At 65.5% G+C, this 26,134-nt stretch carries 23 protein-coding genes and 3 tRNA genes; 9 read left to right on the top strand and 17 right to left on the bottom strand.

The window, feature by feature from the left end; translation table 11 throughout:
- Positions 1-4 precede the first annotated feature (4 nt).
- Positions 5-346 carry a PilZ domain-containing protein gene (locus HT136_RS11710; RefSeq protein ID WP_214199950.1) on the top strand — a complete coding sequence of 114 codons (342 nt, stop codon included), beginning with the start codon at positions 5-7 and terminating at the stop codon, positions 344-346.
- Between the two features lie 52 nt (positions 347-398).
- Here HT136_RS11710 and HT136_RS11705 read toward each other — a convergent pair.
- The 8 genes from HT136_RS11705 to HT136_RS11670 form a co-directional block, all read right to left on the bottom strand.
- Positions 399-474 (bottom strand) — tRNA-Lys (locus HT136_RS11705).
- Between the two features lie 40 nt (positions 475-514).
- Positions 515-590 (bottom strand) — tRNA-Lys (locus HT136_RS11700).
- 41 nt (positions 591-631) lie between these two features.
- Positions 632-707: transfer RNA gene (locus tag HT136_RS11695), tRNA-Lys, on the bottom strand.
- A gap of 113 nt (positions 708-820) precedes the next feature.
- Positions 821-1,945: a rod shape-determining protein RodA gene (gene rodA / locus HT136_RS11690; RefSeq protein ID WP_214199949.1), complete on the bottom strand. Its 1,125-nt coding sequence runs from the start codon at positions 1,943-1,945 to the stop codon at positions 821-823.
- Positions 1,942-4,077 carry a penicillin-binding protein 2 gene (gene mrdA / locus HT136_RS11685; protein ID WP_214199948.1) on the bottom strand — a complete coding sequence of 712 codons (2,136 nt, stop codon included), beginning with the start codon at positions 4,075-4,077 and terminating at the stop codon, positions 1,942-1,944. Before mrdA ends, rodA begins: the two co-directional genes overlap by 4 nt.
- On the bottom strand, positions 4,074-4,628 hold the full coding sequence (mreD, locus tag HT136_RS11680; protein ID WP_214199947.1) for a rod shape-determining protein MreD: 555 nt from the start codon (positions 4,626-4,628) through the stop codon (positions 4,074-4,076). The genes mrdA and mreD overlap by 4 nt, the downstream gene beginning before the upstream one ends.
- A complete protein-coding gene (mreC, locus tag HT136_RS11675; RefSeq protein WP_214199946.1) occupies positions 4,628-5,509 on the bottom strand; it encodes a rod shape-determining protein MreC in 882 nt (293 codons plus the stop codon). The genes mreD and mreC overlap by 1 nt, the downstream gene beginning before the upstream one ends.
- Positions 5,510-5,615: 106 nt before the next feature.
- A complete protein-coding gene (locus tag HT136_RS11670) occupies positions 5,616-6,662 on the bottom strand; it encodes a rod shape-determining protein (protein ID WP_214199945.1) in 1,047 nt (348 codons plus the stop codon).
- Positions 6,663-6,927: 265 nt separating this feature from the next.
- Between HT136_RS11670 and mutL the strand changes: the two genes are divergently transcribed.
- Together mutL and HT136_RS11660 are read left to right on the top strand one after the other, a co-directional pair.
- Entirely contained in the window at positions 6,928-8,772 is a 1,845-nt protein-coding gene (gene mutL, locus HT136_RS11665; protein ID WP_214199944.1) for a DNA mismatch repair endonuclease MutL, read from the top strand.
- The gene (locus HT136_RS11660) at positions 8,769-9,275 is read left to right on the top strand and encodes a hypothetical protein (RefSeq protein WP_246543634.1); all 507 of its coding nucleotides are present in this window, start codon (positions 8,769-8,771) and stop codon (positions 9,273-9,275) included. Before mutL ends, HT136_RS11660 begins: the two co-directional genes overlap by 4 nt.
- A gap of 16 nt (positions 9,276-9,291) precedes the next feature.
- On the opposite strand, the gene HT136_RS11655 is transcribed toward HT136_RS11660, so the two are convergent.
- The 3 genes from HT136_RS11655 to ychF form a co-directional block, all read right to left on the bottom strand.
- Positions 9,292-10,041 carry a MauE/DoxX family redox-associated membrane protein gene (locus tag HT136_RS11655; protein ID WP_214199943.1) on the bottom strand — a complete coding sequence of 250 codons (750 nt, stop codon included), beginning with the start codon at positions 10,039-10,041 and terminating at the stop codon, positions 9,292-9,294.
- Positions 10,042-10,047: 6 nt separating this feature from the next.
- Positions 10,048-10,854 (bottom strand): DUF1206 domain-containing protein, encoded by an 807-nt coding sequence (locus tag HT136_RS11650; RefSeq protein ID WP_214199942.1) that lies wholly within the window; start codon positions 10,852-10,854, stop codon positions 10,048-10,050.
- Positions 10,855-10,981: 127 nt separating this feature from the next.
- Entirely contained in the window at positions 10,982-12,082 is a 1,101-nt protein-coding gene (ychF, locus tag HT136_RS11645; protein ID WP_214200090.1) for a redox-regulated ATPase YchF, read from the bottom strand.
- A 131-nt stretch (positions 12,083-12,213) separates the two neighbouring features.
- Here ychF and HT136_RS11640 point away from each other — a divergent pair, with 131 nt between their 5' ends.
- Positions 12,214-13,740, top strand: a complete 1,527-nt coding sequence (locus HT136_RS11640; protein WP_214199941.1) for a tetratricopeptide repeat protein — start codon at positions 12,214-12,216, stop codon at positions 13,738-13,740.
- Between the two features lie 114 nt (positions 13,741-13,854).
- Here HT136_RS11640 and HT136_RS11635 read toward each other — a convergent pair whose 3' ends face one another.
- The 5 genes from HT136_RS11635 to HT136_RS11615 all read right to left on the bottom strand — a co-directional run bounded on the left by HT136_RS11635 (position 13,855) and on the right by HT136_RS11615 (position 17,745).
- Complete coding sequence (locus HT136_RS11635) at positions 13,855-14,256, bottom strand: PEP-CTERM sorting domain-containing protein (protein WP_214199940.1); 402 nt, start codon at positions 14,254-14,256, stop codon at positions 13,855-13,857.
- Between the two features lie 140 nt (positions 14,257-14,396).
- Complete coding sequence (gene pth, locus HT136_RS11630; protein ID WP_214199939.1) at positions 14,397-14,972, bottom strand: aminoacyl-tRNA hydrolase; 576 nt, start codon at positions 14,970-14,972, stop codon at positions 14,397-14,399.
- A 120-nt stretch (positions 14,973-15,092) separates the two neighbouring features.
- The gene (locus tag HT136_RS11625; RefSeq protein ID WP_214199938.1) at positions 15,093-15,707 is read right to left on the bottom strand and encodes a 50S ribosomal protein L25/general stress protein Ctc; all 615 of its coding nucleotides are present in this window, start codon (positions 15,705-15,707) and stop codon (positions 15,093-15,095) included.
- A gap of 144 nt (positions 15,708-15,851) precedes the next feature.
- The gene (locus HT136_RS11620; RefSeq protein ID WP_214199937.1) at positions 15,852-16,718 is read right to left on the bottom strand and encodes a TraB/GumN family protein; all 867 of its coding nucleotides are present in this window, start codon (positions 16,716-16,718) and stop codon (positions 15,852-15,854) included.
- A gap of 13 nt (positions 16,719-16,731) precedes the next feature.
- Positions 16,732-17,745 carry a TraB/GumN family protein gene (locus tag HT136_RS11615; RefSeq protein WP_214199936.1) on the bottom strand — a complete coding sequence of 338 codons (1,014 nt, stop codon included), beginning with the start codon at positions 17,743-17,745 and terminating at the stop codon, positions 16,732-16,734.
- Between the two features lie 198 nt (positions 17,746-17,943).
- Here HT136_RS11615 and HT136_RS11610 point away from each other — a divergent pair, with 198 nt between their 5' ends.
- The 3 genes from HT136_RS11610 to ppdK are packed head-to-tail and all read left to right on the top strand — an operon-like array spanning position 17,944 to position 23,654.
- Positions 17,944-18,849, top strand: coding sequence for a glycine--tRNA ligase subunit alpha (locus HT136_RS11610; protein ID WP_214199935.1), 906 nt, complete (start codon positions 17,944-17,946; stop codon positions 18,847-18,849).
- A 1-nt stretch (position 18,850) separates the two neighbouring features.
- Positions 18,851-20,938 carry a glycine--tRNA ligase subunit beta gene (gene glyS, locus HT136_RS11605; RefSeq protein ID WP_214199934.1) on the top strand — a complete coding sequence of 696 codons (2,088 nt, stop codon included), beginning with the start codon at positions 18,851-18,853 and terminating at the stop codon, positions 20,936-20,938.
- A 52-nt stretch (positions 20,939-20,990) separates the two neighbouring features.
- Positions 20,991-23,654 (top strand): pyruvate, phosphate dikinase, encoded by a 2,664-nt coding sequence (gene ppdK / locus HT136_RS11600; protein WP_214199933.1) that lies wholly within the window; start codon positions 20,991-20,993, stop codon positions 23,652-23,654.
- A 118-nt stretch (positions 23,655-23,772) separates the two neighbouring features.
- On the opposite strand, the gene HT136_RS11595 is transcribed toward ppdK, so the two are convergent.
- Positions 23,773-24,543 carry a class I SAM-dependent methyltransferase gene (locus tag HT136_RS11595; protein WP_214199932.1) on the bottom strand — a complete coding sequence of 257 codons (771 nt, stop codon included), beginning with the start codon at positions 24,541-24,543 and terminating at the stop codon, positions 23,773-23,775.
- Between the two features lie 75 nt (positions 24,544-24,618).
- Here HT136_RS11595 and HT136_RS11590 point away from each other — a divergent pair, with 75 nt between their 5' ends.
- Complete coding sequence (locus HT136_RS11590) at positions 24,619-25,359, top strand: ComF family protein (protein ID WP_214199931.1); 741 nt, start codon at positions 24,619-24,621, stop codon at positions 25,357-25,359.
- Between the two features lie 380 nt (positions 25,360-25,739).
- A complete protein-coding gene (gene hisI, locus HT136_RS11585; RefSeq protein WP_214199930.1) occupies positions 25,740-26,114 on the top strand; it encodes a phosphoribosyl-AMP cyclohydrolase in 375 nt (124 codons plus the stop codon).
- Positions 26,115-26,134 lie beyond the last annotated feature (20 nt).

Below are 26,134 nucleotides of genomic sequence, written 5' to 3'. Positions count from 1 at the left end.
CCTCATGAACACTTCTGACGCCAACGATCGCCTGGCCTTGCGCCATGACGTGCTGATGCACGCGCGTTGCCGAAAGTCGCCCTGGCGAATCTTCGACGTCGAGCTTGGCAATATCAGTGCCGGCGGCTGTTCGATCCTGGACTCGCGCGAACCGTTCGCCGTGGGCGAGGTGCTGAGCCTGCGGATAGCCCACCTCAAGCCTGTCGAGGGGCACGTCTCGTGGGTCGGGGATGGCGCGGTTGGCGTCGAGTTTCGCAGGGCTCTGCCACCGGGCGTGATCCGCGTTCTCGAGGCGGCATACAGCCTTCGCGTCGTTCAGGGGCAGGCACGGCCCGCCGGGACCTGAGGGACCACCCATGCCGTGCGGCCATGTCGTCGGAGATCTGTCTGAAAAGGTATGGTGGACGCACTTGGGCTCGAACCAAGGACCCGCTGATTAAGAGTCAGCTGCTCTACCAACTGAGCTATGCGTCCCCATGACAGGGCCATCCCGTGGGGATGGTTGGTAAGGTGGTGGTGGACGCACTTGGGCTCGAACCAAGGACCCGCTGATTAAGAGTCAGCTGCTCTACCAACTGAGCTATGCGTCCCCACGTGGGGGCCATCCCGAAAAGGATGGTTGGTAAGGAAGTGGTGGACGCACTTGGGCTCGAACCAAGGACCCGCTGATTAAGAGTCAGCTGCTCTACCAACTGAGCTATGCGTCCACTTTATTCCTTCCCGCTGGACCCTCGATCGCCTTGCGGCGTCTCCGATTCGGCGGCGGAGTGGCTCCTATAACGCCTCTCCCGAGGATGGGAAGAGGAAAATTGGAAGAATTTCACGACAACGACGAAGGGCCGCGGTTCCAGCGGTTTACGGCCAGCAAAACTCCCAGGCAGATCATGTTGGTCATCATCGATGTGCCGCCATGGCTCATCCAGGGAAGGGGGATGCCGACGACGGGCGCCATGCCTGTGACCATCATCAGGTTGATCGCGACGTAGAAGAAGATCGTCGTTGTCATGCCCGCGGCGAGCAGGCTCGAGAAGCGGTCCTGCGACTTGCTCGCGACGCGCAGGCCCCAGCCCAGGATGATGGCGAAGACCATGATCACGAAGAGACCGCCGATCATGCCCCATTCCTCGGCCATGGTGGCGAAGACGAAGTCGGTGTGGGATTCGGGCAGGTATTGCAGGTGGCTTTGCGAACCGTTGCCGAAGCCCTTGCCGAAGAAACCGCCCGAACCGATCGCGATCTTGGACTGGATGATGTGGTAGCCATCGCCCTGGGGGTCGGCCTCGGGATCGAACAGCGTCAGGATGCGCTTGCGCTGGTAATCATGCAGCACGAAGAAGAACGCGGCCGGAATGATCGGGATGAGTGGAACGACCGCGCCGATGAACCAGCTGAGCGGCAGGCCCGCCAGGAACATGATCACCACCCCGCCAAAGCAGATCGCCAGCGCGGTGCCGAGGTCGGGCTGGATGAGCACCAGCAGCGCCGGGGCGCCGATCAGGATGCCGGCGGGGATCAGCCCGCGCCAGCTCGCGGTAAGTGGTGCGGGCAGGGTCTCGTAGAACTTGGCAAGCACCAGCACGATGCCCGGTTTCATCAACTCGGAAGGCTGGAGGGTCATGAAGCCCAGATCCAGCCAGCGCTGGCTGCCGGCCCCCACGCCCACGCCCACCGCGCCGACCAGTTCCACCAGGACCAGTAGAAGCAGCGCGGCAGCGTAAGCCGGATAAGCCATCATCCGGAAGAAATTGCGGCTGAAGGAGGAAATGGCGAAGGCCATGACCAGGAACAGCAGGAAACGCAGCACATGGCTGAGCGCGTAAGGGTGCAGGCTGCCGCCCGCAGCCGAATAGAGGACGGCTGCGCCCAGCGAGACCAGTCCGAAGAGCGGGATGAGCACGATCCAGGGCTGACGCGCGAAGGCGGCCGGAAGGTTCATGAGGTTCATTGCGTGCCTCCTCCCGTATTCGGATTGGGAGCCGCGCCGGACGACGGGGCCGGGCCATTCGATGCGGCGGGCCGCGTTGCCGCGCTGTCCGGTGCACCCGAATTGGTGGGGGCGGGCTCAGGGCGCGGGGTCTGCGCTTCGCTCATGATCGGTTGGGGCTGGTTCTGTGTGTTCTCGGCCGCACGCACGGCTTCGGCTTCCTGCTCGGTGGAGACCTTGGGCGCGCTTACGCCGTATTCCCGTACGTAGGAGGCATAGCGCGCGTTGGCGCGCTCCTGCGAAGTCCCGCCCCACTGGCTCTCGAGAGCCTCAAGCTGGGACAGGCCCTTTTCCCGGTCGAAGAGATAGGTCCAGATGTCGCGCGCGATCGGTGTCGCCGCGCCGGACCCGCCGCCGTGCTCGATCGAGATCGCGCAGGCGTAACGGGGCTTGTCCCAGGGTGCGAAGGACATGAAATGGCCATGGTCACGGTATTTGAACGGACCGCTCTTGCCGTTCGAGACACTCAGGCTGACGACTTGTGCGGTACCGGTCTTGCCCGCGATCTCGATGCCGGGAACGAGCGGCGCGGCAACGTGCGCCGTGCCGGGACCGTTGACCACGTCGCGCATCGCCTGGTGGACGTAGTCGAGGTGGTCTTGCGGGATGCCGAGCGATTCGGCCTCTTGCGGCTTGCCGGTGTAGAGCAGGCGGGGCATCAGCTTCTTTCCGCTGGCAATGCGCGAGGACATCACCGCCATCTGCAGCGGATTGACCAGGAAGTAGCCCTGACCGATCGTCGCGTTGACCGAATCGAAGGTCTGCCATTGCTTGCCGTACTTGCGCAGCTTCCAGGCCGGATCGGGCACCGTGCCGTAGGACTGACCCACGACCGGAAGATCGAATTCCTGGCCCAGGCCGAGCTTGCGCGCCATGGCAGAGATCACGTCCATGCCCATGCGCTGCACCATCGCGTAGAAGTAGACGTCGCAGCTCTGGTAGATGCCCTTGGCCATGTTGACCTGCCCGTGGCCACCGCGCTTCCAGCAGTGGAACACGCGGTTGCCCACGCGCAGGCCACCGCCGCAATAGACCGATTCGTCGGGGTCGAGGCCGGCCTCGCGAAAGGCCAGGCTCACCATCGGCTTTACCGTCGATCCTGGCGGATAGAGCCCGCGCAGGACCTTGTTGCGCAAGGGCACGTGGTCGTCGTCGGCCAGCATCTTCCATTCGAGACGGCCGATGCCGTCGGAAAAGCTGTTGGGGTCGAAACTGGGCATCGAGGCCATCGCGAGGATGTCGCCGTTCTGGCAGTCGATCACCACGATCGAGCCCGATTCGGTCCCCAGCCTGCGCGCGGCGAAGTCTTGCAGGCCAGCGTCGATCGTCAGCTTCACGGTCTCGCCGGGGGTGTCGTCGCGCGTCTCCAGATCGCGCACGACGCGGCCCATCGCGGTGACCTCGGTGCGGCGCGCGCCCGGCTTGCCGCGCAGTTCATGCTCGAACACCTTCTCCAGACCGTCCTTGCCGACCTTGTAGCCGGGGGTGAGAAGGAGAGGGTCGCGGTCCTTTTCATACTCTTCCGCCGAGGCCGAGCCGACATAGCCGACCAGGTGCCCGACGTTGACGCCGTCGGGGTAGAAGCGCGAATAACCGCGCTGGGTGACCACGCCGGGCAGTTCGGGCAGGCGCACGCTGACGGCCGAGAAGCTGTCGAGATCGAGGCGGCTCGCCACTTCGACAGGGGCAAAGCCGCGCGCGTCCTCGAGCTTGTCCTGCAGGTCCTGGCGCGCGATCGGGGTCATGTTGAGCAGCTTGCTCAACATCTCGATCGTGGCATCCTTGTCCTGCATGCGCTCGGGAATGACATCGACGCGGAAGTCGGCGCGGTTGGAGGCCAGCGGCGTGCCGTTGCGGTCGAGAATCCAGCCGCGGCGCGGCGGGATCAGCGAGAGATTGACGCGGTTGCTCTCGGCCTCGAGCTTGTACTTCTCGTTCTCGAAGATCGCGAGATAACCAAGGCGCGCGGCGAGCAGGCAGGCTACCCCTCCCTGCAACGACCCCAGCACGACCGTGCGCCGCTCGAAACTGTTGCGCAGGATACCGGAAGAGATGTGACGGGGGGGCTTGGCGCGGCGGAAGCGGAACTTCATCGCAGGACCCTGACGGCGGTCAGGCGAAGTCGATCGAGCCGGGCTACCAGATGACCGATGAGGGGGTAGGCGAAGATGGTGATCACGAGTTGCGGCACGACGACATGGATGGGGGCGTTGATGGCGCTCAAATTGGTGAGCAGGTAGCTGGCAAGAACATAAAGGATGATGAGGCTGGTGGCCACCAGCCATTCCATGGCGAAATTGCGCCAGGGAAAGCGCTCTTCGAGCAGGTCGATCGCGATTGCCGCCAGCGACCAGAGCAGCACGGCCGCGCCGAAGGGCTGGCCGGAAAAGAGGTCGTCGACAAGGCCCAGCGGCAGGCCGGCCCACAGCGGCAGCAGGCCGGGACGCAGCTGGCGCCAGGCGAGATAGAGCAGGAAGCCGAAGGGGGGCAGCATCGGCGCCGAGGCGATCACGAACCAGCCCGGGATCATCGAGCCCAGCACGATCGAAAGCCAGGGCACGACCCGGGCAATGATCGGGGAGGGGGCCCGGTTGATCCGGGGGCGCGGCCCGTCGTCGCGGCGTGTCGTGGGGCCTTCGAGCACTACGGCTTCTCCGCCTTGGCCGGGGGAGGCGGCGGGGGCGGCGGGGCCCAGACGTTCTCGACGATGACGAAATCGGCATCGGTGGGATTGCTGATGACGCGAGCGATCGCTCCGTCGCGCAGGATCTGGGTCAACACCGCCATGGGGGTGCCGGGACGGTAGAGGCCGCCGGCGCCCGAACTGACGATGACGTCGCCCTTGCGCAAGGGATTGATGCCCAGGTTCACCAGGCGCACGCGCAAGGTTCCGTCGCCCTGGCCCTGCGCGAACCCGGCAACGCCGTCCTTGGCGCGGCGAACCGGAACGAGGCTTTCGGTGTCGGTAATCAAGAGCACGCGCGAACTGTTCTGACCCACCTCGAGCACGCGCCCGATGAGGCCGGTCGCCGAGCGCACCGGCATGCCCTTCTGGATTCCCTTGCCCGCACCCGCGCCGATCGTCGCGAAACGACGGGTGCTCGAGGGAGTGGAGGAGGTCATGCTGGCGGCGGCAACAATGTCGTCGCGGCTGCGCAGCAGTCCCAGAAGGCCCTTGAGCCGCTTGTTCTCCGCGGCGGTGGCATCCGCTTCAACCAGACGTGACTTGGCGATCGCCAGCTCTTTCTCGAGCTGGGCGTGACGGCTTCCCATCTTGAAGAAGCCGGTGACGCCGTTCACCACGGAATGGCCGAAATTGCGCCCTTCGGACGTCACTTCGGCGGCGGGTTCCGTGGCATCGGCGGCAATCGAGCGCAGGCTTGCGAAGCTGCTCGGGTCGACGCTGGAAATGACGATCAGGACAAGCCCGATGACCACGCCCACGATGCCAGCCGTATGGCTGAGGAACGATGAAAGTTGCGCCCTGCGGGAGTAACCGGAGCGCTTGTTTGCCGGCGGCGCCATGCGCCCTGCACTCCAACTGCGCCGGCGTCCCCCGCTGTCAGGGGAGCCGGACCTCATTTCAATCAACGGGTGGCCGACGCGCTTGGCCCGCCACCCGGGCGGTGGTTCAGGCGGACATCAGAACGCCCTGGTAGACCGAATCCTCCATCGCCCGGCCGGTGCCGAGCGCCACGCAGGACAGCGGATCTTCGGCCACGCTCACGGGCAGGCCGGTTTCCTCGCGCAAGTAGTCGTCGAGGCCGCGGATGAGCGCGCCGCCGCCGGTCAGGACGATGCCCTGGTCGACGATGTCGGCGGCGAGTTCGGGAGCCGTGTTCTCGAGCGCGATGCGCACGCCTTCGATGATGGCGCCGATCGGTTCGGCCAGCGCCTCGGCGACGTTGGCCTGCGTGATCGAGATTTCCTTGGGCACGCCGTTCACAAGGTCGCGGCCCTTGATGAAGATGGTTTCGCCCGCGCCATCCTCGGGCATGGTGGCGATGCCGTAGTCCTTCTTGATGCGCTCGGCGGTGGCATCCCCGATCAGGAGATTATGGTGGCGGCGGACGTAGGAGACGATCGCCTCGTCCATCTTGTCGCCGCCCACGCGCACCGAAGTGGTGTAGGCGAGGCCGCGCAGCGAAAGCACCGCGACTTCGGTCGTGCCGCCGCCGATATCGACGACCATCGAGCCGACCGGTTCGGTCACGGGCATATCGGCGCCGATCGCGGCGGCCATCGGCTCGAGGATCAGGAAGACCTCGCGCGCGCCGGCGTTGCTGGCCGCGTCGCGGATCGCGCGGCGCTCGACCGAGGTCGAGCCCGAAGGCACGCAGATCACGATCTTGGGGTAGCGGAAGAGGTTGGACTTGCCATGCACCTTGCGGATGAAGTGCTTGATCATTTCCTCGGCGATTTCGATGTCGGCGATGACACCGTCGCGCAGCGGGCGGATGGCCTCGATGTTGTCGGGCGTCTTGCCCATCATCAGCTTGGCATCGTCACCGACGGCCTTGACCTTCTTGACACCGTTCATGGTCTCGATGGCCACGACCGAGGGCTCGTTCAGCACGATGCCACGGTCCTGCACGTAGACGAGGGTGTTGGCGGTACCGAGGTCGATCGCCATGTCCTGGGAGCCGAGTTTGAAGAATCGCGAGAAGGGGCCAGCCATCTATTATCCGTATGATTTCCGATCGCCTTGCCGCGGAATCGTGCGGTGCGGCGATAGTCTGTTGCGCAAGAGAGACGCTCCCTTAAACCATCGATTCGGGAAACGCCAAAATTTTGTGACGATTTCCGGTGGGTTTCGCACGGTATCCGTCTCGAAATCACGCCGCTTCGTCGTTAAATTCCCGGGAAGGGCGCACAGGTACCGCAAACGTGTGTCGCCGCTGTCGCAAAATGCGCGACGAACCTGCTGACTTGTCTGGATATTCATGCCCACGATTCGCCGCCTGCCCGAACATCTCGTCAACCGCATCGCCGCCGGCGAGGTGGTCGAGAGGCCGGCTTCGGCGCTCAAGGAGCTGGTCGAGAACGCGATCGATGCCGGCTCGCGCAACGTGACCGTCCGGCTTGCTTCAGGCGGGCTCGACATGATCGAGGTGACCGATGACGGCTGCGGCATGCGTCCCGACGAAATGGCCCTCGCGCTCGAGCGCCACGCGACCTCCAAGCTTCCCGACGAACATATCGAGCTGGTCAATACGCTTGGCTTTCGCGGCGAGGCGCTGCCTTCGATCGGTTCGGTCGCGCGGCTTACCATCGAAAGCCGTCCGCAGGGCGCCGAGGAAGGCTGGAAGCGCGTGACCGATCATGGTGTCGTTACCAACGATGGCCCGGCTGCCCTGCCTCCGGGAACCCGTATCCGGGTGGAGGATCTCTTCGGAAAGGTGCCCGCGCGCCGCAAGTTCCTGCGCTCGGCGCGTTCGGAATGGGCCGCATGTCAGGACGTCGTACGTCGCCTTGCCATGGCGCGCCCGGATATCGGCTTCGTGCTCGAGCACGACGGGCGACGGGTCATCGCGGTGCAGAGCGACGAGGAACTGGCCTCGCGGGTTGCGCGCCTCGTCGCGCGCGAGCTGGCCGAGGACGGCGTCTTGATCGATTCCGAGCGCGGGGAGGCACACCTGACCGGCGTCGCGGGCCTGCCGACCTACAATCGGGGCGTCGCCGATCACCAGTACCTTTTCGTCAACGGGCGTCCGGTGAAGGACCGGCTGCTGACGGGCGCGGTGCGCGGTGCCTATGCCGACATGCTCGCGCGCGATCGCCACGCCGTGCTTGCGCTGTTCCTTTCGATTCCGCCCGAGGATGTCGACGTCAACGTCCATCCGGCCAAGACCGAAGTGCGGTTTCGCGATCCGGCCTTCGTGCGCGGCTTTCTGGTTGGTGCGCTGCGTCACGCCCTCGAAGGGGCCGGGCAGAAGAGCGCGCAGGCGCCTTCGGCGAACGCGATGGGCAACTGGCAGGTCGAACCGTTGGCCGTGCCTCGTCCGACCGAGCCGGCGCCTTCGCTCGGCTCGCTTTTCGCGCGCGAATACGCGCCTGAGCGGACCTCGTTCCCGAACAGTTCAAGCCGGGTCTCCGAAAGCGCGGAAGCCTGGCGAGCTTACGAGGCTGAGGTCATGGCGCAGCCTTCGGGCCGAGCCGAAGCCTTGAACGAAGCGCCCGACAGCGCCGAGCAGGAAGCGCTGCGCTACCCGCTGGGTGTGGCGCGCGGGCAGGTCTCGGACACTTACATTGTTGCCGAAGCCGAGGATGGCCTGGTGATCGTCGACCAGCACGCCGCGCACGAGCGCCTCGTTCTCGAACGGCTCAAGGCGGCGGGCGCGGAGAACGCGATGACGCGCAGCCAGGCGCTGCTTCTGCCCGAGGTCGTCGAACTCGAGGAAGTTGCCTGCGATGCGTTGGAGGACAAGATCGCGGATCTTGCGCGTTTCGGCCTCGTGCTCGAGCGCTTCGGGCCCTCGGCGATGCTGGTGCGTGCGGTGCCATCGGTGCTCGGCAAGTCGAACGTTGAGGCGCTGGTCCGCGACGTGGCGGATGATCTCGCCAAGAATGGTGATGCGCTCTTGCTCGGCGAACGTCTCGATCTCGTGCTGGCGACGATGGCCTGCCATGGTTCGGTCCGCGCGGGCCGCTCGCTCTCGGTTGCCGAAATGAATGCGCTCCTGCGCGAAATGGAGCGCACCCCACGTTCGGGCCAGTGCAACCATGGACGCCCTACGTGGGTTAAGCTTGCTCACGCAGATATCGAGAAACTTTTCGGGCGAAAATGATGCAGGGAAAATGGGTTGCGCTGGCGCTGGTCGCGGTTCTGGCAGGCTGCGGGTCCAAGCCGGACCCGGTCGAGAAGAAGGCCGACGCCGCGAAGGACGTCGCCATGGTCGAGCGCATGAGCAAGGCGCCGTTCAAGCCGATCCTGCCCAAGCCGATCACCGATATCGACATGGAGCGCTACGGCCTCTCGCACCGCGGCTGCACTTTCACCGTGAAGGGCGACAAGATGCCTATCTTCGTGGCGGGGCCGGACGAAGGGTTCATGATCGTCGATCGCGATCTCGATCGCTACGCAGCCAAGACCGCCAGCGCCGAACTTCCGGGCAAGGCGCGCTCGACCTACATCGGGCTGGAAAACTGGCTCGATATCGTGCGGCTTCCCGACGAGGGCATGGGCGGCGATGCCATTCACTGGCCCGCGCGCCTGATCCTGCACGATGCGCAGGAGCGCGTGGCGTTCATGTCCGATGGCAAAATGGACTGCAGCTCGCCCGATAGCTGAGCGGGCTCTCTCGCCATCAGGTGACTGCGTGGGCCAGCATCCACAGTCCCATGCCGACCATGAAGAGGTTCTCGGTCAGCGAGACGAAGCCAAGCGGCACGTTGGCCGAGCCGCCCACGCACGCGCACTTGAGCTCGCGCTTCTGGACGTAGACCGCATGGAACACCGAGGTCGCTCCGATCGTGCCGATGAACAGCGACACCGGGATCGCGATTACCAGCAGCGCATGCGCGGTCATTAGCGCGCCCGCGCCCCATTCGAGGAAGGGGTAGGCATAGGCGTAAGGCACGTAGCGCTGCGCCAGCAGGTCGTAGCCCAGGAACATGCTGGAAAATTTCTCGACATCCTGCAGCTTGAGCATGGCGAGCAGCATCATCGCGATGGAGACGAACCATTCGGCGGTGGTGAGCGTCCAGGCCGTGCCGATGACCGCCCAGCTGGCCGCGATGGCGATGGCGGCGGCCGTCAGGAAAACGGCGAAGACCGGCGTGTAGGTGCGCGCCTCGGGATCGTGCACGTCAAGGTGCAGGAAGCGACGCAAGTCGGTGTAGCCGCCGATGCGCTGCCCGCCGATGAAGACTTGCGGCGTCGTCTTGACCTCGTGCTCGCGCTTGAAGGCGTCGGTCTGCTCGCGGGTCTCGAGCCAGTGGTCCTCGACGACATAGCCCTTGCGTTCGAGCAGGTGCCTGGCCTTGAGGCCGAAGGGGCAGATGTGCTTCTCCATCACCATGCGGTAGAGGACGGCGTTCTTGTTGGGACGGGTCATGATTTCTCAGCAGATGGCGTTGCGGGCCGCGTCGAGCTTGCGGCCGGGATCGGGAATGATGCGGTAGCGCGCGATGATGAGGCTGAAGAGGCCGAACAGGCAAAGGCCGATCGCGACGGCGACGTGGGCCGGTTCGAGTTCGCGCAAGTCCATGATGGCATCGCCCAGCGAACGCGCCTCGCGGCTGTCGCCGGACCAGGCCGTGCGCAGCAGAGACCAGCCGATCAGGGCGTAGACGATGGCGCGCGCCGCATAACCGGCGCGTCCGAGCCAGCAACTCCAGGAAGGCGCGCGCGAAGATACCCGCTTCATGAAGTCCAGCGTCACGGCCTCGCGCGCCTGAAACAGGGCTGCGGTTATGAGGGCAATTCCGGCTAGCGCCAGGACCACGGGGCCGAGCTGGAAGGCGACAACACCCGCGACCATGTCGTGGGTGTTGTCGCCCGCGCTCTGCTTGCTGCCGATGGCGAATTGCAGCGCCGACCAGGCAAGTGCGAGATGGACGAGCGCGCTGAAGAAGTGCCCGGCGCGCGCGGCGATGCCCTTTGCACCTGTGCCGTGGTTCTCGATGTCGAGAAAGGCCGAACACAGCCGGAACAGCGCATAACCGAGCAATCCGGCCGCAGCCGCGAAAAGCAGGGCGCTACCACCGGGGATGTCCTGGATATACCCGAGGATGCCAGCTTGTCCCGAGCGCACCGCGTCCGTCGCCGGGCTCGACAGGGCCAGGTAGCCGAGCAGGGCATAGACAACCCCGCGCGCCACGAAACCCAGGCGCGCCAGCCAGACCATCTTTTCCGATTTGTCGATCATGGCGCGCGTGCTCCTTGCCTCGTTTCGCAAGGGAGAACGCGCCAATTTCGGGTTTGTGCCGTGTGCCGCAGCCGGTTCGGCCCGCCATCCGCCCGGTTCGGGGCGGATGGCGGGCCAGAAAAGTCGATCAGACGTTGAACTTGAAGTGCATGACGTCGCCGTCGTGCACGAGGTATTCCTTGCCTTCCTGGCGCAACTTGCCAGCGTCCTTTGCCGCTGTTTCGCCGCCGAGCGACACATAGTCGTCGAAGGCGATCGTTTCGGCGCGAATGAAGCCGCGCTGCATGTCGGAGTGGATTTCACCCGCGGCTTCGGGAGCCTTGGCGCCCTTGTGCACGGTCCAGGCGCGCGCTTCCTTGGGGCCGACCGTGAAGAAGGTGAGCAGGCCGAGCAAGTCGTAACCGGCGCGGATGATGCGCGCGAGGCCGGTCTCGTGCAGGCCCATTTCCTCGAGGAAGACCATCCGCTCCTCAAGGTCCATGCCGACCAGCTCGGATTCGATCGCGGCGGAGACGATCACGGCGGTCGCGCCTTCGGCCTTGGCCTTCTCGAACACGCGCGCGGAGAATTCGTTGCCTTCGGCGGCGGCCTCTTCCTCGACGTTGCAGACGTAAAGCACGGGCTTGGCGGTCAGCAGCTGGGCCTGCGCGAAGACGCGCGCCTCGTCTTCGTCCTTGGGCTCGGTGAGGCGCGCGGGCTTGCCGTCACGCAGGAGTTCGAGTGCCTGGCCGAGGACCGAGGCCACGATCTTCGATTCCTTGTCGCCTTGCGCGGCCTTCTTTTGCGCGGCAGGAACGCGCTTCTCCAGGCTCTCGAGGTCGGACAGGAGCAGTTCGGTCTCGACCGTCTCGGCGTCGGCGATGGGGTCGACCTTGTTGTCGACGTGCTGGATGTCGTCGTTCTCGAAGCAACGCAGCACGTGGACGACGGCGTCGACCTCGCGGATGTTGCCGAGGAACTGGTTGCCCAGGCCTTCACCCTTCGAGGCGCCACGCACCAGGCCCGCGATGTCGACGAAGGAGAGCTGGGTCGGGATGATCTTGGCCGAACCGGCGATCTCGGCCAGCTTGTCGAGGCGCGGATCGGGCACGCCGACCTGGCCGACGTTCGGCTCGATCGTGCAGAAGGGATAGTTGGCGGCCTGCGCGGCCTGCGTCTCGGTGAGCGCATTGAACAAGGTTGACTTGCCGACATTGGGCAGGCCCACGATTCCGCAACGGAAACCCATCATCTACTCCGGTAAAGAAATTTGGCTGCCCATAGCGCCGCCGGGCGCTCTTGGCCAGTTCGCTGCCGCACTTGTGCGTGTTTGCCGCGCATAACGGAAAGTTCAGCCCTTGTCGTTAGGGACTTGTCACCATGAACAGATCGATCGCACGCTTTGCCCTTCCGCTCCTCGCGCTCGCGCTGACCGCGGGATGCGGGGACAATTCGCACACGCTCCTTACCAAGGCGCGCGAGAGTTACGCCCACGAAGACTACGACAAGGCCCGCATCGAGGTGGCCTCGGCGCTCCAGAAGGAGCCAGGCAACACCGAGATGCTGACCCTGCTGGCGCGCACTTACATGCGCCTTGGCGATCCGGACGGGGCCGAAGGGGCCATTCGCCGTCTTGAGGAGGCGGGAGGATCGAGCGAAGGGCTGGTCGCGCTCAAGGCCGAGATCGCGCTCTTGCGCGGCCATCCCGAGGACGCCCTTGTGAAGTTGGGCGACGCGACGAGCGCGGACGCCTGGCGGATCCGGGCCGAAGCCAACCTCGCTCTCGATCGTCGCAATGCGGCGATCACGGCATTCGAGAAAGGTCTGGCGGCCGGTGGGGGAATTCGCCTGGCCGAGGCCTATGCGCGTTTTCGTCTGGAAGGCAACGAGTTGTCGGAAGCCGAAAGTATCTATCGCCGGATGGTCGCGATGGATGCCAAGGCCTACGAAACGATGGTGCTGGGCGGTGACCTTGCCGCGGCGAAGGGGCGGGTCGACGAGGCGATCGCCGCCTACTCCAAGGTCATCGAGACTTATCCCGACTATCCAGCGCCGCGCGTGGCGCTGGCCAACCAGTACGACATCAAGGGCAATGTCGACAAGGCGATGGCGGTCGTCGACGCAGCGCGCAAGGAAGCGGGCGATACGCCCGACCTGCAGGCGCTCAAGATCCAGTTGTTGTCCGAAAAGGGCGATTGGAAAGCCATTCGGGATGAATTGCAGGGGCGGGAATCGCAGCTCGATCCCGGTTCTGCGCTCAGCATGAGTTATGGCGAGGCGCTGTTGCACCTCGGCCATGCCGAGCAGGCGCGCCTGATCTTCAAGCGGGCGACACTGGCGCTTCCGGCCAATCCCTATGCGCGTCTCATGCTCGGAATCGCCCAGATCGAGACGGGGGACAACGCCGGGGCCTGGGCAACGTTGAAACCGCTGGCGATGAGCCCGCTGGCAAGGCCCGAGGCCATCGACGCAGCGCGCCAGGCGGCCGAAGCGCTCGGGCGACCCGACGCCGCCGAACTTGCGGCAAGGCTCAAGCCGGAGCGGCTCAAGGCGGCACAGGCCCGGATCGCGGCGGGGCAGGCGGCGATGGCGCAGCAGGACTGGGGCAAGGCCATCGCAATCTATCAGCCGCTGCTTGCCCAGGGCGAGGACGTCGAGGTTCTCAAGCGCCTGGCTGTCGCCAGCGCGCATCTGGGCGATACGACGCAAGCACAAGCCTATGCCGACAAGGCGCTCGCGCTCGATCCGCACAATCCCGATTGCCTCTACGTGGCGGGGTTCGTCCGACTGCAGGTCGGCGCGGATCTCGGCAAGGCGCGGCGGCTGCTCGAGGCGGCAGCGGCGGCGGACCCGCGCAACGCGGTGATCGCCCGGGCCCTCGTCAAAGTGAAAGCCGCCGAAGGCTGAACCCTCGGCGGCTTCACGATCATCGCGGCAATGTCGAAAGCGGGAGCCGGCCCTGCCGCGCGATGCCCGCCAACTGCCTGCGCGATGGGCGCGCGGGCAGGGCGGAGGAGGCGTTCAGGCGAGGCGCGACTTGCGGCGGCGCGCGTAGGCGAGGCCGATGAGACCAAGACCCATCATGCCCAGCATGCCCGGCTCGGGAACGTCGGTGCCGCCCGAGGAGCCACCCGACGTGCCGCCCGAAGTGGTAGTGGTGGTGCCGCCCGAGGTCGTTGTCGTCGTGCCGCCCGAAGTGGTGGTGGTCCCGCCGGACGTCGTCGTGGTGCCGCCCGAAGTCGTGGTGGTGCCGCCGCATTCGGCGCTGCCGGCCGAGTGGCCGCAGTCGCAGTAGTGGGTGTGCGTGCCGCCCGACGACGAGGACGAGCTGCCCCACCACAGGAAGGTGGCGTGCGCCGGCGAGGCAACGGCCATCGACATGGCGGCGGAAAGAGCGAGCGTGCTAACGGTCTTGCGGATCATGATGTCTACCCCGAATTCCCTTTAAGGTTGCTGGCTAACTCAGCAAACCTCGTGCCAAGTACGGATTAGTGTACATTATGGTGGTTAACAGAAGAATCCATAATGGCTTAATGTAAACTAACTCGACACCTGATGCGCCTTCAGGTCTGTTGGCGCAGCGCGATTTCGCTCATGAAGCGGGCATCGTTGCCCTCGGCAAGCCATTGGGCTTCGGCGGCAATCGCGCCGAGCATGTCGGCAAGCGGGTCGATTTCGGTCTTTGCGAAGTTGCCAAGAACGTAGCCGGTGACGCGGTCCTTGTGTCCGGGGTGGCCGATGCCGAGGCGTACGCGGCGGTAGTCGGGCCCGAGGTGTTGCCCGATCGAGCGCAAGCCGTTGTGGCCGGCATGGCCGCCGCCCTGCTTGACCTTGACCTTGAACGGCGCGAGGTCGAGTTCGTCGTGAAAGACGGTGAGCGCGTCGCACTCGAGCTTGTAGAAGCGCATTGCCTCGCCCACCGAGCGTCCGCTTTCGTTCATGAACGTGGCGGGTTTGAGCAGGAGGATCTTGTCGGGGCCGATCCGGCCTTCCTGCAGCCAGCCCTGGAACTTCTTCTGTACCGGCCCGAAGCGATGGACGTCGGCGAGCGTGTCGAGTGCCATGAAGCCCACGTTGTGCCGGTGCATCGCGTATTGCGGTCCGGGATTGCCGAGGCCCACCCAGAGTTGCGTTGCCATTGCGGTCCTTTCGCTGTGATCGTGCCGGCGCGCTTGGTAACCGTGCGCAGGCAAAAGAAAAGGCCCTTTCCGCGCGCCGGACATCCGGGGCGGAAAGGGCCTGAACCTTGCGCGAAACGCTTATTCGGCGGTTTCGGACTTGCTCGTGTCGCCTTCTTCGCTCTTCAGAGCCGAAGGAGCAGCGATCGTCGCGATGGTGAAGTCGCGGTCGGTGATCGCCTGCGCGGCGCCAGCGGGAAGGGTCACGTGGCTGGCGTGGATCGATTCGCCCACGTCGAAGCCGGTCACGTCGATCTGGATGTCGTCGGGGATCTTGTCCGCGGCGCAAACCAGCTCAAGCTCGTGGCGCACGATGTTGAGGACGCCACCGCGCTTCAGGCCCGGCGACAGCTCTTCATTGATGAACACGACGGGCACGTTGACGTGCACGGTGGCGTTCTTCGAGAGGCGCAGGAAGTCGACGTGAAGCGGACGGTCGCTGACGGGGTGGAAGGCAACGTCCTTGGGGAGCGTGCGCAGCTTCTTGCCGCCAACCTCGATCTCGACGATCGAGTTGAAGAAGTGGCCGGTGCCGAGCTGGCGCGAAAGCTCCTTGGCCTCGACGTGAATCGAGAGGGGCTCTTCGTTGTTGCCATAAACCACGGCGGGGACACGACCTTCGCGACGCAGGGCGCGGGAGGCTCCCTTGCCTGCCCGATCACGCGTCTCGGCCGGCAGGGTAAGCGTATCGCTCATAGTACTTGCCTTTCGAAAACTGGAAAAATGTTACGACACGAGGCCGGTCATCGGACCCATGCGCTCCGTCACGCCTCCAGGGATGACCATGACGGAAGGCGGCCCCTTATGCGCAGCGGCGCCAAAAAGCAAGGCTGAATGCGTCTATTGCAGCCGCTCGACGGTAAGTCCCATCGCCGCGAGGCGTGCAACGAGACCGTCCGGGCCGACCATGTGGGCGGCGCCGACCGCCACGAACGGGCGATGCCCTGCGTGGATGGCTTGTGCGATCGTGCGGCTCCAGGCGACGTTGCGCCGTGTGAACAGCGCTTCGCGAAGTTCGGGGTCGGCGAGCAGGCCGCGCCGGGTTTCGGCTTCGAGCGCACGGGTGTCGCCCTTGCGCCAGCTTTCGGTGAGGCTGGTGCTGGGCGGTGCGCTGGCCTCGCGCACGACGGCGGCGAGGAGGTCGCGCTGCTCGCGTTCGGGCAGGGCGTCGAAGATGCCGAGCTGGCGCGCGGCGCCCTCGAGCTCGACCACAGGTCGCGAGCCGGCGGCACCCAGGATCGCGCGGTCCACGCCATTGGCGGCGTCGGCATCGGCATCGGCGTTGCGCGCGAGCGTGAGGGCGGCGGCCCAGGTCTCGACATCCGCGAACTGGGTGTCGGCATAGCCGGTGCGCGTGAGCAGTTTGTCCAGCGCGGCGCGGTCGGCGGGATCGATCCTCTGGCTGAGTGGCGGCTCGCCATGGCCCTTTGCGAGCCTGGCAAAGGTGGCGGCAACGGCGCTGTCATCGCGCAAGTTGCCGACTTCCACCATGATCGTGCGCGCCTCGTCGAGCGCCTTGCCGACAGCGGGTGTGCGCCAGGCGAAGGGCGCAGGCGCGCTGTGGATGGTGCCGAAGAGCCAGCCGGTGTGGCCGCGTGCGTCGCGCACCGACCAGAGCGCGGGGTGCGACGGCACCGGCGCCTTTGCGCAGGCCGCGAGGCTCGCCGACAGGGCGAGGACGAGGAGCAGCCGGAGAAGCGCGCGCACGGTCCCTTGCTCCTTATTGCACCCGAACGGCCTTTACGCCGTCGCGCGCGAGCAGTGCCTGCACGCTGTCCTTGCCGGCAAGGTGACCCGCGCCCACCGCCATGAATACGGTGCCGGGCGTGGCAAGGCGCTGCTCGATCCACTTCGTCCAGTTCGCGTTGCGGGTGGTCAGCAGGGCCTCGCGGATGGCCGGATCGCTCTCCTGTTCGTTGAGGATCTCGGCGAGCTTCTCGGCCTTGCCGTTCTTCCAGGCCTCGACCATGTCGCCGATGTCGGACTTCATCGTCGGCAGCGCCTCGATGACTTCGGCGAGGTAGGCGGCCTGGGTCTTGGGCGAGAGCGTCTCGAACTGGCCGAGCTGGTATTCGGGTGTTTCGAGCGCTTCGCGGGCCTTGCCCTGCGCGATGGCAGCCTCGGTGATCTGCTTGTCGATCCCGTTGGCAAGATCGAAGCCGCTCGCCTGGAGTGGGATCAGCGAGAGCATCAGCGCGGCGAACCACCCGTCGTTCGCATCGAAGGCGCCGACGGGGAGGCCGAGCGAGGTCATCGCCTCTTCGTAGGCTGTGCGGACCTTGGGCGGCAGCGTGTCGCGCAGGTTCTTGCCGTCGTCGCGCTGGCTGAGGCGCGCCATGGTGACCTGCGCGGCGCGGTTGTCGTCCATCGGCACTTCGGTGACGAGCGTGTCCGAAGCGGCAAGCGCCTTGGCGACGGCGCCGGTGTCCCAGTTGACCGGTTCGGGCAGGACGTGGATCGTTCCGAAGAGCCAGATCGTCGTGTCCTCGTCCGATACCTTCCAGAGCGCGGGGTGGACCACTGGAGTGCGGGCAGGGACCTTGCCGGCCGTTTCAGGCTGCGCCGGCGAGGCCCATGCGGGCGCGGCCGGCAGTGTGGCGGCTCCGGCGAGGCAGGCCGCCGCAATGCGCAGCCATGTGCGCGCGATGCCTTGGTGCCGGGGGCGAATCTTCCAGAGCGGCGCGGCGCGGCGGCGCAGTCCGGGGGCAGGCTCGGTCGCGCGAGCGGGGGGCATCTCGGGTTCCTGTCGTGGCGGGGAGGGAGGGCTCGATTGTGACGGCTTTCGTGTCCTGCCGTGCAGGCGGTGTCAAGCGGACCTTCCCCAAGCGTGTCGGGTGACGTCTTAATGCCCTTGCGCTGTTGATTTGATCGGCCTCATCCGCCAAAGGCAGCGGCGTCACATTCGACACGAAAAGAACAAGACGGATTGCCCATGCCGACGCCTGCGAAAGAGCCGCTCAGCTTCCAGGACATGATCCTCACGCTCCACGATTACTGGAGCCGCCAGGGCTGCCTGATCCTCCAGCCTTACGACATGCGCGTGGGCGCGGGCACGTTCCATCCGGCCACGACGCTGCGCGCGCTGGGGCCCGAACCCTGGAAGGTGGCCTACGTGCAGCCCTCGCGCCGTCCCACCGACGGGCGCTATGGCGAGAACCCGAACCGTCTCCAGCACTACTACCAGTACCAGGTGGTCCTGAAGCCAAACCCGGAAAACTTGCAGGAGCTTTACCTCGCAAGCCTCGCCGAGATCGGCATCGATCCGCTGGCGCACGACATCCGCTTCGTCGAGGACGACTGGGAGAGCCCGACGCTGGGCGCCTGGGGGCTGGGCTGGGAAGTCTGGTGCGACGGCATGGAAGTCACCCAGTTTACCTATTTCCAGCAGGTCGGCGGCTACGACTGCAAGCCCGTCGCGGGCGAGCTTACGTATGGCCTGGAACGCCTTGCCATGTACATCCAGGGTGTCGACTGGGTCTATGACCTCAAGTTCAACAACGAGGGCGTGACCTACGGCGACGTGTTCCTCGCCAACGAGCAGCAGCAGTCGAAGTACAACTTCGAGATCGCCGACACCGATGCGCTGTTCGCCGGGTTCAAGGCGGCCGAGGAAGAGAACCGGCGGTGCATCGAGGCGAAGATCCCGCTTGCCGCCTACGACCAGGCGATCGAGGCCAGCCACTTGTTCAACCTGCTCCAGGCGCGCGGCGTGATCTCGGTGCAGGAGCGCGCCAGCTACATGGCGCGCGTGCGCGATCTCGCGAAGGGGGCCTGCGCCTCGTACATCGAAGTGAATGCAGAGCGCTGGGAAAAGCAATTCCCGGGGTGGAGTGCGTAAGATGACCGATTTTCTGCTTGAACTGCGCTCCGAGGAAATTCCCGCCCGCATGCAGGCGGGCGCGCGCGCCGACCTTGAAAAGCTGTTCCGCAAGGAACTGGACGCGGCCGGTGTCACGCCGGGTGCGATCACCGTCTATTCCACCCCGCGCCGCCTCGCGCTGATCGCGCGCGACCTGCCGCTGGAAACACAGGCGGTGCGCGAGGAGACCAAGGGCCCCGCCACGAGCGCGCCCGAACAGGCGCTCGAGGGCTTCCTGCGCAAGACCGGTCTTGCCAAGGACCAGCTCGAAGTGCGCGACCTCAAGGGCAAGGACACCTATTTCGCGGTCGTCGAAAAGCCTGGCCGCGCGGTCCGCGACGTGCTCGCCGAGGCGATCCCGGCGATCATCCGCGCCTTCCCCTGGCCCAAGTCGCAGCGCTGGGGTGCCGCCTCGCTCAGCTCGGAGAGCCTGCGCTGGGTGCGCCCGCTCTCGGGCATCGTTGCGATCCTGGGCGATGAGCCGATCGCCTGCGAAGTGGGCGGTGTCGTCTCGGGGACGGTAACCAAGGGCCACCGCTTCCACGCGCCGGGCGAAATCACGCTCTCGGGCGCGGCGACATACGTCGAGACCCTGCGCGCGGCCTTCGTGCTGGTCGACCATGCCGAGCGCCAGGACCTCATCCGCACCAGGGCCGCCGAGGCGGCTTCGGCGGCCGGGCTGACGCTGGTCGAGGACGAGGGCCTCGTCATCGAGAACGCCGGGCTTACCGAATGGCCGGTGCCGCTGCTCGGCCGCTTCGATGAAGATTTCCTCGAAGTCCCGCCCGAGACGATCCAGCTCACCGCGCGCGTCAACCAGAAGTACTTCGTGTGCGAAAAGGACGGCAAATTGGCCGACGCCTTCGTGTGCACCGCGAACATCGCCGCGACCGACGGGGGAGAGGGCATCGTTGCGGGCAACCGCAAGGTGCTCGCCGCGCGCCTGTCCGACGCGCGCTTTTTCTGGGAGCAGGACCGCAAGACCCCGCTTTCGGAACACGCCAGGAAGCTGGGCCGGATCACTTTCCACGAAAAGCTGGGCACCGTCGCCGACAAGGTCGAGCGCGTCGCCAAGCTCGCCGAATGGCTGGCCGCCGAAGGCGTGGTGCCCGATTGCGACCCCGCACTGGCGCGCCAGGCGGCCGAGCTGTGCAAGGCCGATCTCGTCACCGAAATGGTCGGCGAGTTCCCCGAACTCCAGGGCCTGATGGGCGGCTACTACGCCCGCGCCGAAGGGCGGCCCGATGCCGTCGCCGATGCCATCCGCGACCACTACAAGCCAGTGGGCGCGGGCGACGACGTACCGACCGCGCCGGTCTCGGTGGCCGTGGCTCTGGCGGACAAGCTCGATACCCTGCGCAGCTTCTTTGCCATCGACGAAAAGCCGACAGGTTCGAAGGACCCCTTCGCGCTACGCCGAGCGGCGCTTGGCGTCATCCGCCTGATCACCGACAACAATCTGCGCTTTGGCGTGGCTGAAGGCGATCTCCTCGACTTCTTCGCCGACCGCTTGAAGGTCCAGCAGAAGGAAGCCGGTGTCCGCCACGACCTGATCGACGCCGTCTTCGCCCTCGGCGGTGAGGACGATCTGGTGCGCCTGCTCACGCGCGTCCATGCGCTCCAGGCCTTTGTCCAAACGGACGATGGCGCAAACCTGCTGGCGGGCTACAAGCGCGCCAACAACATCCTCAAGAAGGAAGGGTTTGCGGCCGATGAGCGGATCGCGCGCACGGGGGACGAGGACCCGCTCGAAAACGTCGACGATCCCGACATGACCGAGATTTATGCGGCGCGCGGGCAACTGGCCTATACGCCCGAACCCGCCGAACAGGCACTGATCGAGGCTCTCTCTGTTGCAGCGCCGAAGGCGGAGGCCTCCGTGGAGGCGGAGGACTTTGCCGCAGCGATGGCAGCGCTCGCCTCGCTGCGGGTTCCAATCGACGCGTTTTTCAACGACGTAACCGTGAACGATAACGATCCGGCGAAGCGCACGGAACGGTTGGGCCTCCTCGACCGTTTTCGTGTTGCAGTGCACAAAGTAGCTGACTTCTCCAGGATCGAAGGCTAGTATTTCTGTCCGGCCTGGAGGAGGGTCGGACGTAATTAGGAAAGCCAATACAATGACGAGGCAGGTCTACACCTTCGGTGGTGGCGTAAAACATGATGATCCGCGCGCCAAGAACAAGATAATCACGGGCGGCAAGGGTGCCAATCTTGCGGAAATGGCCGGAATTGGTCTTCCGGTTCCCCCGGGATTTACGATCACGACTGAAGAATGCGTGAAGTATCTTGCTGAAGGTGGTGATTTTTCGGACGCGTTGCGCGCCGATGTGGCGCAAGCACTTACCCATATCGAGAAGACCGTGGGCAAGTCGTTCGGCTCGGCGGCCGATCCGCTGCTCGTCTCGGTCCGCTCGGGCGCGCGCGTCTCGATGCCGGGCATGATGGACACGGTGCTGAACCTGGGCCTGAATGACGAGACCGTGGAGGGTCTTGCTTCGGTGGCCGGCGACGACCGCTTTGCCTGGGATTCCTACCGCCGCTTCATCCAGATGTATTCCGACGTCGTCCTCGGCCTCGATCACGGACGCTTCGAGGAAGCGCTCGAGATCGTCAAGGAAGACAACGGCTTCATGAACGACGTCGAGCTTTCGGCCGACGACTGGCGCGCGATCGTCAAGCAGTACAAGGCGATCGTCGAGGAAGAGCAGGGCAAGCCTTTCCCGCAGGACGTCCACGAACAGCTCTGGGGTGCGATCCGCGCCGTGTTCGACAGCTGGGATTCGGACCGCGCCAAGGTCTACCGCCGCCTGAACGACATCCCGGGCGACTGGGGCACCGCCGTCAACGTGCAGGCGATGGTCTTTGGCAACATGGGCGAGACGTCGGCTACCGGCGTCGCCTTCACCCGCGATCCCGCGACCGGTGAGAAGGCCTATTACGGCGAATACCTCGTCAACGCGCAGGGCGAGGACGTCGTTGCTGGCATCCGCACCCCGCAGTACCTGACCAAGGCCGCACGCGAAGCCTCGGGCGCCACAGCGCCGTCGATGGAAGAGGCGATGCCCAAGGCTTATGGCGAGCTCGCCGCAGTCTTCGAGCTGCTCGAGAAGCACTACGCCGACATGCAGGACATCGAGTTCACCGTCCAGCAGGGCAAGCTGTGGATGCTGCAGACCCGTTCGGGCAAGCGCACCGCCAAGGCCGCTCTGAAGATGGCGGTCGAGATGGTGGGCGAAGGCCTCATCGACGAGGCGACCGCGATCAAGCGCGTCGATCCGATGGCACTCGACCAGCTGCTCCACCCCACGCTCGATCCCGAGGCCCCGCGCGACATTCTCGCCAAGGGCCTGCCCGCCTCGCCGGGTGCGGCTTCGGGGCAGATCGTGCTCGATGCCGATACCGCCGAAAAGCGTAGCGAACTGGGCGAAGCGGTCATCCTCGTGCGCGTCGAGACCTCGCCCGAAGACATCCACGGCATGCACGCGGCCAAAGGCATTCTCACCGCGCGCGGCGGCATGACCAGCCACGCCGCCGTGGTTGCGCGCGGCATGGGCCGCCCTTGCGTCTCGGGCGCCTCGGGCGTCTCGATCGACATGAAGGCGCGCACGCTGCGCATCGGCACGCGTGAACTCAAGGAAGGCGACGTCATCACGCTCGACGGCGCGACCGGCGAGATCATGGCGGGCGAAGTGCCGACCATCGAACCCGAGCTGGCCGGTGACTTCGGCACGCTCATGGAGTGGGCCGACAAGCACCGCCGCATGAAGGTGCGCGCCAACGCCGAAACGCCCGCGGACTGCAAGATGGCCCGCCAGTTCGGCGCCGAAGGCGTGGGCCTGTGCCGTACCGAGCACATGTTCTTCGATGCCACCCGCATCTCGGCGGTGCGCCAGATGATCCTCGCCGAAGACGAGGCCGGTCGTCGCGTCGCCCTCGATAAGCTGCTTCCCGAGCAGCGCGCGGATTTCCACGCGATCTTCGACGTGATGGCGGGCCTTCCGGTCACCATCCGCCTGCTCGACCCGCCGCTTCACGAGTTCTTGCCCCAGGGCGATGCCGAATTCGTCGAACTGTCCGACACGATCGGCATTGGCGTCGACACGCTCAAGCGCCGTGCGGACGAACTGCATGAGCTGAACCCGATGCTCGGCCACCGTGGCTGCCGCCTGGGCATTACGTTCCCCGAGATCTACGAGATGCAGGCCCGCGCGATCTTCGAGGCGGCTTGCGACGTGGCTTCGGCTTCGGGCGAGGCTCCGGTTCCCGAAGTGATGATCCCGCTGGTCGCCACCCGCAAGGAACTCGCGATCCTCAAGAAGCTGGTCGACGAGACCGCGGCCAAGGTCTTCGCCGAGAAGGGCTGCACGCTCGAATACATGGTCGGCACCATGATCGAGCTGCCGCGCGCCGCGCTCATGGCCGGTGACATCGCGGAAGAAGCTCGCTTCTTCTCGTTCGGTACCAACGACCTGACGCAGACGACGCTGGGTGTCAGCCGTGACGACGCCGGGCGCTTCCTCAGCCCTTACGTCGAAAAGGGCATCTACCCGCGCGATCCGTTCGTCAGCCTCGATGTCGAGGGTGTCGGCCAGCTTGTAGAGCTGGGCGCCGAGCGAGGCCGCAAGACCCGCGCCGACCTCAAGCTCGGCATCTGCGGTGAGCATGGCGGCGATCCGGCTTCGATCGCGTTCTGCGAGAAGGTCGGGCTCGATTACGTCAGTGCCTCGCCCTATCGCGTGCCGATTGCGCGTCTGGCGGCTGCGCAGGCGGCGCTGGGCTGAAGTAAGAAAGGGGAATTCAAGGGGTTTGCCACCCCTTGACCCCGGGACCGTCGAACTGGGTGCATGCCGTTGACGGTTTTGGGAGCTCGAGGGGCTATGCCCCTCGAAATTCCTTCTGCTACTTCCTCCAACCCGAGAGGGTCAGGATCTCGAAGGTCTCAACGGTTCGGCCGTCTTCACCTTTCGCGGTGAAGGCGGCCGAAGCGCGTTCGAGGGCGGCGCGATCGAAGTTCGGGCCCGGGTCGGCCAGCACGTTCGAGGCTCCTTGCGCGCGCAGATCACCGACGAGCCGGCAGAGGCTGCGAAAGGCGACCTTGAGCCCGCGCTGGTCGATCACCGGATCGGCAAAGCCCGTGCGCTGGAGCAGCTCGCCACCGGCGCGCACGTCCACCATGGGGTGAAGCCGTGGGGCAGGGCGCTCGCCATCGGCCTCGAGCATGGCTTCGCGAAGGCGCGCGAGACTGCCGAGTGAGAGGAAGCTGGTAATCATCATCCCGCCTTTTGCCAGCGCCTGGCGGATGTGGATGAGCGCGCCGGGCAAGTCGTTCACGGTGTCGAGCGTGCCGAGACTGGCGATGAGGTCGAATTCGCCGAAGGGGTAGGGCTGTTCCTCTTCGAACCCGTCGGCTGGGTCGGCCTCGATTACCTCGCAGCCCTTGGCGCGCAGCGAACGGGCCAGTTCGCCCGTGTAGTCGCCGACTACCAGCACGCGTCGGGGATCGAAGCGCAGGAAGGCGAGACGTTCGTGAACGTCCTCGATCATGTCCTCGATGAGGTAGCGCGCGGCGTCGGGCCGGGCTTGGAGCGCGCGCAGCCGCTGGCGCAGGGCCTGTCGGCGGTTCTTTGCGAAGATGCGGGGCGGGGTGCGAGGGGGAGACATGCTGGCCATGCGATGCTCCCTGCCTGCTTGGTTAAATGGTTGCAACCGCTTGCTCGCCCCGTCGCGGTGGGTAGCCTGCATGGGATGGGCCTCAAGGACGTGTTTGCACCCGTCGTCGACGTGGTTTTTCCGCCGCGCTGTCCGCTCTGTGGGGCGCGGATCGGCGGCCAGACCGGCTTGTGTGGTCCTTGCTGGTCGACGCTGGTCATTCCCGGCGAACCGGCATGTGCGGCATGCTCGCGTCCGTTCCCCGATGCCGTGGCGCATGGGGCGATCTGCGCGCCATGCCTGGCCCAGCCTCCGCGCCACGACGGTATCGCGGCGGCCACGCTCTACAACGAGGCTTCGCGCCAGCTGGTCCTGACGCTAAAGCACGGCAATCGCATCGCGTTGGCGCCGCTCCTGGCCGAGCTGATGCTGGGCAAGCTGGCCACCGTCGATCAGGACTGGTTGATCGTCCCGGTGCCGCTGCACCGTTGGCGGCTGTGGCGTCGAGGTTACAACCAGTCGGCCGAGCTCGCCCGCGCCATTGCGCGAAGGACGGGAGCGCGTCTGCTTGTCGATGGATTGGTGCGCACGCGCCCGACGCCGTCGCTCGGCGGTCTCGGAAAGGCGGCGCGCCAGCGCGTGATGAAGGGCGTGATTTCTCTCGCGCCGCGCCATGCCGAGGCCTTGCGCGGAGCCAGGGTGCTGCTGGTGGACGACGTGATGACGAGCGGTGCGACATCGGGCGCCTGCGTTTCCGTGCTCAAACGGGCAGGGGCAAAATCCGTTGTGATTTCGTGCTTTGCGCGTGTTCTGGATGAAGCGCTCGGTGCCACATGATTGTCATGATGCTCGGGCAATAGAGGTCGCGGAGAGAGGATGCCCAAATCGAAAACGCCCGGAATGAAAACATTCCGGGCGTCCTCGTGACGAAACTGTTCGGACCCTGCGAAGCGAGGTAATCTCCCCGAAATTACCTGGTCCGTCCCTCAAGGCGATGATCCGGTTGACGGGATCTTGTCGCAAATTCTCCCTGAACCGTGGCGCTTGTCAATCAGCGACCTATGGGTCAGAAGCAGCCCCCCAGCTGCCTGTCCTTTTTCCGTCACGAAGGCGGAATTGCAAAGGGCTTTCAGCGGATCAGCATGATTTTGGGTTGCAGCTGTGGTTATCCTGCAACAATCGAAATACGCAGAGTGTGCCGGAGGAATTTTTTGACAATGGATGAGGTAAGCAAGGCGGATCGTGAACTGGGAAATGCCTTCCTGCCGCGCTTCGACAAGCAGGGGCTGCTGATCGCGATTGCGGTGGACGCGGCCAGCAAGGACATCCTGATGGTGGCCTATATGGACGAAGTCGCTCTGGCCAAAACGCGCGAGACCGGGCTGGCCCATTTCCATTCGCGTTCGCGCGGCAAGCTCTGGTTGAAGGGCGAGACTTCGGGCCATTTTCTGCGCGTGCAGGAAATCCAGGTCGATTGCGATCAGGATGCGCTCACGCTCGTCGTCACACCCGAAGGTCCTGCGTGTCACACCGGTGCCCCCAGCTGCTTCTACCGTCGTCTCGAGGGGGACGAGCTCGTACGCATCGCCTGAGACCGGCATGAAAAAGCCCC

This window comes from Novosphingobium profundi (assembly GCF_018491765.1).
GTDB lineage: Bacteria > Pseudomonadota > Alphaproteobacteria > Sphingomonadales > Sphingomonadaceae > Novosphingobium > Novosphingobium profundi.
Note: the sequence above shows the minus strand (reverse complement) of the source record. Positions and strands in the feature narration are given on the sequence as shown.

Bases quoted from the DNA above. Each gene is read 5' to 3' on its own strand.
- HT136_RS11670 (WP_214199945.1), bottom strand. From the start codon at position 6,662: ATGGCTGGCCCCTTCTCGCGATTCTTCAAACTCGGCTCCCAGGACATG.
- HT136_RS11635 (WP_214199940.1), bottom strand. From the start codon at position 14,256: ATGATCCGCAAGACCGTTAGCACGCTCGCTCTTTCCGCCGCCATGTCG.
- ychF (WP_214200090.1), bottom strand. From the start codon at position 12,082: ATGGGTTTCCGTTGCGGAATCGTGGGCCTGCCCAATGTCGGCAAGTCA.
- HT136_RS11640 (WP_214199941.1), top strand. From the start codon at position 12,214: ATGAACAGATCGATCGCACGCTTTGCCCTTCCGCTCCTCGCGCTCGCG.
- mreC (WP_214199946.1), bottom strand. From the start codon at position 5,509: ATGGCGCCGCCGGCAAACAAGCGCTCCGGTTACTCCCGCAGGGCGCAA.
- ppdK (WP_214199933.1), top strand. From the start codon at position 20,991: ATGACGAGGCAGGTCTACACCTTCGGTGGTGGCGTAAAACATGATGAT.
- HT136_RS11625 (WP_214199938.1), bottom strand. From the start codon at position 15,707: ATGAGCGATACGCTTACCCTGCCGGCCGAGACGCGTGATCGGGCAGGC.
- HT136_RS11655 (WP_214199943.1), bottom strand. From the start codon at position 10,041: ATGACCCGTCCCAACAAGAACGCCGTCCTCTACCGCATGGTGATGGAG.
- rodA (WP_214199949.1), bottom strand. From the start codon at position 1,945: ATGAACCTCATGAACCTTCCGGCCGCCTTCGCGCGTCAGCCCTGGATC.
- mutL (WP_214199944.1), top strand. From the start codon at position 6,928: ATGCCCACGATTCGCCGCCTGCCCGAACATCTCGTCAACCGCATCGCC.
- HT136_RS11595 (WP_214199932.1), bottom strand. From the start codon at position 24,543: ATGGCCAGCATGTCTCCCCCTCGCACCCCGCCCCGCATCTTCGCAAAG.
- HT136_RS11615 (WP_214199936.1), bottom strand. From the start codon at position 17,745: ATGCCCCCCGCTCGCGCGACCGAGCCTGCCCCCGGACTGCGCCGCCGC.
- hisI (WP_214199930.1), top strand. From the start codon at position 25,740: ATGGATGAGGTAAGCAAGGCGGATCGTGAACTGGGAAATGCCTTCCTG.
- HT136_RS11610 (WP_214199935.1), top strand. From the start codon at position 17,944: ATGCCGACGCCTGCGAAAGAGCCGCTCAGCTTCCAGGACATGATCCTC.
- HT136_RS11650 (WP_214199942.1), bottom strand. From the start codon at position 10,854: ATGATCGACAAATCGGAAAAGATGGTCTGGCTGGCGCGCCTGGGTTTC.
- HT136_RS11710 (WP_214199950.1), top strand. From the start codon at position 5: ATGAACACTTCTGACGCCAACGATCGCCTGGCCTTGCGCCATGACGTG.
- glyS (WP_214199934.1), top strand. From the start codon at position 18,851: ATGACCGATTTTCTGCTTGAACTGCGCTCCGAGGAAATTCCCGCCCGC.
- mrdA (WP_214199948.1), bottom strand. From the start codon at position 4,077: ATGAAGTTCCGCTTCCGCCGCGCCAAGCCCCCCCGTCACATCTCTTCC.
- pth (WP_214199939.1), bottom strand. From the start codon at position 14,972: ATGGCAACGCAACTCTGGGTGGGCCTCGGCAATCCCGGACCGCAATAC.
- HT136_RS11660 (WP_246543634.1), top strand. From the start codon at position 8,769: ATGATGCAGGGAAAATGGGTTGCGCTGGCGCTGGTCGCGGTTCTGGCA.
- HT136_RS11590 (WP_214199931.1), top strand. From the start codon at position 24,619: ATGGGCCTCAAGGACGTGTTTGCACCCGTCGTCGACGTGGTTTTTCCG.